Origin of the sequence: Burkholderia sp. Ac-20392, from assembly GCF_017104585.1 — a bacterium.
Taxonomy (GTDB): Bacteria; Pseudomonadota; Gammaproteobacteria; order Burkholderiales; family Burkholderiaceae; genus Burkholderia; species Burkholderia lata.
In genome coordinates this window covers 1-5,215 of sequence record NZ_JAAGPB010000550.1, presented here as the reverse complement: position 1 = coordinate 5,215, position 5,215 = coordinate 1, and the positions used below count along the sequence as shown (strand labels likewise).

The 5,215-nt window shown below is 68.9% G+C and carries 8 protein-coding genes and 1 pseudogene; all 9 read left to right on the top strand.

What is annotated here, in order from left to right; all coding sequences use genetic code 11:
* The coding region (gene sctQ, locus G3N99_RS34260) for a type III secretion system cytoplasmic ring protein SctQ (protein WP_206124583.1) at positions 1–394 on the top strand (394 nt) is incomplete at its 5' end.
* The gene (sctR, locus tag G3N99_RS34255; RefSeq protein WP_010109702.1) at positions 381–1,031 is read left to right on the top strand and encodes a type III secretion system export apparatus subunit SctR; all 651 of its coding nucleotides are present in this window, start codon (positions 381–383) and stop codon (positions 1,029–1,031) included. The genes sctQ and sctR, both read left to right, overlap by 14 nt.
* A 50-nt stretch (positions 1,032–1,081) precedes the next feature.
* Positions 1,082–1,345, top strand: coding sequence for a type III secretion system export apparatus subunit SctS (gene sctS / locus G3N99_RS34250; protein ID WP_038743708.1), 264 nt, complete (start codon positions 1,082–1,084; stop codon positions 1,343–1,345).
* Positions 1,342–2,214, top strand: coding sequence for a type III secretion system protein (locus tag G3N99_RS34245; RefSeq protein WP_206124582.1), 873 nt, complete (start codon positions 1,342–1,344; stop codon positions 2,212–2,214). The genes sctS and G3N99_RS34245 overlap by 4 nt, the downstream gene beginning before the upstream one ends.
* Positions 2,215–2,391: 177 nt before the next feature.
* Positions 2,392–3,390 carry an HrpD5 family protein gene (gene hrpD5 / locus G3N99_RS34240; RefSeq protein ID WP_206124581.1) on the top strand — a complete coding sequence of 333 codons (999 nt, stop codon included), beginning with the start codon at positions 2,392–2,394 and terminating at the stop codon, positions 3,388–3,390.
* A 13-nt stretch (positions 3,391–3,403) separates the two neighbouring features.
* Positions 3,404–3,655, top strand: coding sequence for a type III secretion protein (locus G3N99_RS34235; protein WP_174974694.1), 252 nt, complete (start codon positions 3,404–3,406; stop codon positions 3,653–3,655).
* A gap of 167 nt (positions 3,656–3,822) precedes the next feature.
* Positions 3,823–3,999, top strand: a complete 177-nt coding sequence (locus G3N99_RS34230; RefSeq protein ID WP_174384133.1) for a hypothetical protein — start codon at positions 3,823–3,825, stop codon at positions 3,997–3,999.
* A gap of 91 nt (positions 4,000–4,090) precedes the next feature.
* Positions 4,091–4,546 carry a CesT family type III secretion system chaperone gene (locus tag G3N99_RS34225; protein ID WP_174943594.1) on the top strand — a complete coding sequence of 152 codons (456 nt, stop codon included), beginning with the start codon at positions 4,091–4,093 and terminating at the stop codon, positions 4,544–4,546.
* Positions 4,547–4,737: 191 nt separating this feature from the next.
* Positions 4,738–5,215, top strand: a pseudogene (locus G3N99_RS34220) (AraC family transcriptional regulator); the annotation flags it as partial.

Genomic DNA, 5,215 nt, shown 5'->3' with positions numbered 1-5,215 from the left:
GACGCAATGGCATGCAACCGTTCTGATCGAGGGAACCACGATGACGATGACCGAAACACCCGACACCGCCGACGATCTCGACGAGCCGATCGTCGCGGGCGACCTGCCGGCCGCCGCGCCGGACGAGGACGCGCCGCTCGCGGCGCCCGAGCCGGCCGCGCTCGGCGACGTCGACCTGCCCGTGCACGTCGAGATCGACACGCTGTCGCTGTCGATCGCCGAGCTGGCCGCGCTGCGGCCCGGCTACGTGCTCGAGCTGCCGCTCGCCGCGCGCGACGTGCCGGTGCGGCTCGTCGCATACGGCCAGGCGATCGGCGGCGGCAGGCTCGTCGCGGTGGGCGCGCATCTCGGCGTGCGGATCGATCGGATGGCGGGCGACGATGGTCCAGTTTAACGACATCACCGGCCTGCTGATCGCCGTGCTCGTGATGAGCATGGTGCCGTTCATCGCGATGGTCGTGACGTCGTACGCGAAGATCGTCGTCGTGCTCGGCCTGCTGCGCAACGCGCTCGGCGTGCAGCAGGTGCCACCGAACATGGTGCTGAACGGCATCGCAATCCTCGTGTCGCTGTACATCATGGCGCCGATCGGTTTCGCCGCGCAGCAGCAGCTGCAGGGGCAGGCGCTGTCGCCGCAGCCGACGCAGGCGATGCTGCAGGCGTTCGGCGCGGCGAAGGAGCCGTTCCGCCAGTTCCTCGCCGCGCACTCGCGCGAGCGCGAGAAGCGCTTCTTCCTGCGCTCCGCGTCGGTGATCTGGCCGAAGGCCGCGGCCGCGCAACTGCGCGAGGACGACCTGATCGTACTCGCGCCCGCGTTCACGCTCGCGCAGATGACCGACGCGTTCCGCATCGGCTTCATCCTCTATATCGCGTTCATCATCGTCGATCTGGTGATCGCGAACGTGCTGATGTCGATGGGGATGAACCAGGTGCAGCCGACCAACGTCGCGATCCCGTTCAAGCTGATGCTGTTCGTCGTGATGGACGGCTGGTCGACGCTCGTGCACGGCCTCGTGCTGACCTATTCCTGATGTCCCGATCCCGATCCCGATTCCAATTCCGATTCGAAGGAGGTTGTCCGATGGAAATCGATGACCTGATCCGGCTCACCTCGCAAGGCATGATGCTGTGTCTTTACATCTCGCTGCCCGTCGTGCTCGTCGCGGCCGCATCCGGGCTCGCGATCTCGTTCCTGCAGGCGATCACGTCGCTGCAGGAGCAGAGCATCTCGTACGGCGTGAAGCTGGTTGCGGTGACGGTTACCGTCGCGATCGCCGGGCCGTGGGCGGCCGCCGAGATCCTGCATTTCGCGCAGCAGTTGCTGTCGGCGGCAGTGCCGTCATGAGCCGCATCACGCGCGCGATCGCGCAGACCATCCACGCGGCGAAGCCGGATCCGCGACGACGCCGGCCGGTGCGCGCGCGCACCGCGACGACCTACGGAAAATACGGCACGCGCTTCACGTATTCGAACGGCAATCAGGCGGCCGCGCTCGCCGCGCGCAACCAGATGCTCGCGAAGCTGAAGCCGCGTCCGAAGGCGGGCGCCGCGGGATCGCGGCGACGCCGGCGCGCCGACAGCCAGGGCGAAGCGTCCGATGCGGGAGAGGAATCGACGGTGCCGCACGCGCACGTCGCGCCGCACGACGAGCACGACCGGCATTCGGGCGGGCAGGGCGGCGGCCGGGAGCAGCGCGAGCAGGACGAACGCGACGGCGATTCGGCGAACGTCGCCGCGCTGCCGCGCGTGCGCGCGTCGCGCGCGCGTCCGGCGCCGGTGCCCGCTCAACGCGCGCTGCGCGACGTCGCGCATACGCTCGCGGACCCGCTGGAGCGCGAGCATGCGTTGCGGCATCTGTGGGCCGACACGCTGCTCCAGCTCAGCCGGCGCGTCGATGCCGAACCCGGCGCGCGCATCACGGCCGCGCTGCTGAATCACAACGCGGACCTGCTCGCCGCCCGCTTGCGCACCGGGCCGTGGACGCCGATTGGCTGGAGCGGCGTGAAGCAGTTGCTGCTCGACGCGATGCGAAGCGCGGGCGGTGCGCCGCGCGATGCGTCGACCACGCATAGCGAGCGTGCGAGCACGCATTATTTTCTGCTGCCGCTCATGGTGTTCAACGCGGAGCGTCCGTCGACGAACGCGCAGCTCGCACGCGCGTATGCAAGCGTCGAGACGTTGCACAAGGGCGTGCTGGCCGCTCAGCGGTCGTGAACGTCGCGGCGCTTCGCAAATGCGGCGGCGAATTCGCGCGACGGACGAACACCGATGTCGCGTCGAACTATTCTGGCTGCATGGACGAACGATGCGACGCGATCGAACGGGTGCACCGATCGCGACCGATTCGATCTACGCAAATGAAACACACGACGCACGCGTAAGGAGCAACCGATGAAGCTGCTGCGAATCCTGACCGGCCTGCATGCCGGTGCGGAAATCGCGCTCGATGCCGGCGAGCACCGGATCGGCGCGGGTGACGACGCGGAGATTCGCATCAACGACTGGCGCGACGGCGATTTGCTGCTGTCGATCGATGCGCAGGGCGTAACCCGCGCACGACGTGCGGCGTCCGTGCCGGACGAGGCGATCGCCGATGCGTTCGACGCGGATGGTTCGCCGCTCCTGATGCTCGACTTCGTGCCGGTGCCGTTCGGCGAGACCGCGCTTTGCGTCGGGCCCGCGAACGGCGAGTGGCCGAGCGATCTCGAGCTGCTCGCGACCTTGTGGGCGCCGCCGCCTGGCGCCGATGCGGCGCGGCGGGGCGCGCAACGCAAGCTCGCCGCGTGCGCGGCGGCAGGCGGCGCGCTGGTCGCCGGCCTGCTTGCGATGGGAGCCATGCTGGCCAGCGCCCATCCGGGCGTGCCGCCCCCGGTCGAGCGTACCGACGCGCTCGCGACGCGCATCGGCATGGAGCTGCGGCGCGCGGGCTATGCGGAGCTGCATACGGCGCCGCGCGGCACGATGATCGCGGTCACCGGGATGGTCGCGACGCCGGCCGACGACCTCGCCGCGCGCAAGCTGCTCGACCGGCTCGCCGCGCACCGCGTCGAGCGCCAGTACGACGTCGCGCAGGACGATGCGCAGAGCATCGGCGAATCGCTCGGCGTGTCGGGGGCGACGGTCGCGTATGCGGGGCAGGGGCGCTTTCGGGTGTCGGGCGTCGTGCAGGACATCGCGCAGCTGCGCGCGGCGGTCGAGCGCGTGCGCGCCGACGTCGGGCCGAACGTGCGTGCGATCGACGTCGATGCACGCCAGTCCGGCGACGCACCGGTGCCCGTCGCGTACTCGGGGATGCTCGAGATCGGCGACGTGCGCTACATCGAGACGCCGGACGGCGTGAAGCACGTGTTTGCGGGCGCGTCGGCGAACGGCGCGCCGGACCTCAACTGACGGGAGAAACGGCATGTACGAAGCATTGGAACGGGCGGCGGATGAATGCGGACCGCTCGAGCAGGCGCTCGGGGCGCCTGACGCGGCGGTACGGATCGGCGTGCTCCGCGAGGCGCTCGGCGAGACGGCCGAGCGGGTGAGCGCGGCCACCGCGCAGGCGGCGAGCGATTACGACCGCGACGCGATGCAAAAGATCTATCGCGGCTTGCTGGCGGCGCAGCGGATTGTCGCGACGCTGCACGAGGCGAACGCGACGGCCGCATAGCGGCCCTGGTTTCGCCGCGCAGCGGGCGGCGGCGGACGGAGCGGCGCGAGCCGTTCCCGACGATGCCGCCCGCTGCGCGGCAAAAAAGCGGCGGGCCGCGACATGAAGCGGCGGCGCTGGAACGTTGTCAACGCGTGATCGAATCACGCACTTTCTGGAGAGTAATCATGTCGGCATTGGTCGGTGGTGCACTGGGCGAAATGACGAAGGACACGATGGCAGGCATCGCGTTTTCGAAGGCGGCAACGAAACTGCAGCAGATGCAAGAGATGACGAAGGCGGAGAACGACGTGAAGAAGCAGGCCACGAAGATGGTCGGCGACGCGTCGAAGCCGGCGCAGTAAGCCGGCTGCCGTTCGGCATCGTGTTGGGCGGCCGGCGCGCGAGCGCCGGCTGTATTTTTTTGGGGACGCCGGATACCGGGGTGAAACTGTCATGAGTTGGGAACGTTACGCACAGGTCGTCGCGGAGGTATGCGCGGTTGTCGGCCTGACGGACGTCGATTACGTGCTCGAGACGCGCACGATCGACGTCGAGGGCTTCGACGTGCGCATCGAGTACTTCGACGAGGATCCGGAGTCGATGTACGTGAATTTCCATTACGGCATCGTCAGCGCGGGCCGCACGCTCGCGGTGTACCGGCTGCTGCTCGAGGCGAACCTGCTGATCTACGCGCAGGACCAGGCGCAACTCGGGATCGACGCGGACACCGGCAGCATCGTGCTGCTGATGCGATTGCCGCTCACGCCGGACGTAACGGGCGAGACGCTCGCCGATCTGTTCGCGCACTACGCGGAGCACGGCCGCTACTGGCGGCAGAACATCATCGAATCGGGCGACGAGATGTTCAGCGGTATCGCGTCCGGCGAATATTTCTGGCTGCGGGTGTAGCGCGGCCCGACGGCGGCCCGCGCAACCGGCGGGCCAATCGTAACGGAACGTCACAAATTGCTGCGCGGATCCGGCGCGAACGAGACGATAGCGGCACGCATCCATGCGCTGCACCCCGCGACGAGCGGCGGCGCGGCGCGCGGATCGAGCCCGAACTTCGTATTCGAACCCGCTTGCCGAAAGGATCCACCATGTTTTCGACACTCTATTTCGCCGCCGCCGCCGCGCTTGCCAATCCGGCGTCGACCGACGCCTACGCAGCGCGCGTGCTCGACGGCCGCTTCGCCGAAGCGGCCGCGCTCGTCGCCTCGCGCTGTGAAGCCGACCCGGGCGACCCGGCCAACGACGTGCGCGACGTCAGCGCGTACGCGGACATCCAGCTCGTGCTCGGCCGTTTCGAGGAGGCCGAGGACATGTTCCGCCGCGCGCTGAAGCTGCTGCGCGATTCGCGCGACCAGACGCGCGTGATGACCTGCCGCAACGCGAGCTGGCAGGCGTTCTTCCAGAACCGTTTCGGCGTCGCGCAGGCGGGCTTCCGACGGATCGCCGACGATCGCGCGGCGAGCGCCGGGCAGAAGCTCGAGAGCCTCGTCGGCGCGTGCGTCGTCATGCATCATCTCGGCCGCGCCGAGGACGCGATGGTGGCGCTCGACGGGCTCGACGCAGCCA

Excerpts from the sequence above, each read along its gene's own strand:
- G3N99_RS34225 (WP_174943594.1), top strand. The coding sequence starts at position 4,091 with ATGAGTTGGGAACGTTACGCACAGGTCGTCGCGGAGGTATGCGCGGTT.
- G3N99_RS34245 (WP_206124582.1), top strand. The coding sequence starts at position 1,342 with ATGAGCCGCATCACGCGCGCGATCGCGCAGACCATCCACGCGGCGAAG.
- sctS (WP_038743708.1), top strand. The coding sequence starts at position 1,082 with ATGGAAATCGATGACCTGATCCGGCTCACCTCGCAAGGCATGATGCTG.
- G3N99_RS34230 (WP_174384133.1), top strand. The coding sequence starts at position 3,823 with ATGTCGGCATTGGTCGGTGGTGCACTGGGCGAAATGACGAAGGACACG.
- sctR (WP_010109702.1), top strand. The coding sequence starts at position 381 with ATGGTCCAGTTTAACGACATCACCGGCCTGCTGATCGCCGTGCTCGTG.
- hrpD5 (WP_206124581.1), top strand. The coding sequence starts at position 2,392 with ATGAAGCTGCTGCGAATCCTGACCGGCCTGCATGCCGGTGCGGAAATC.
- G3N99_RS34235 (WP_174974694.1), top strand. The coding sequence starts at position 3,404 with ATGTACGAAGCATTGGAACGGGCGGCGGATGAATGCGGACCGCTCGAG.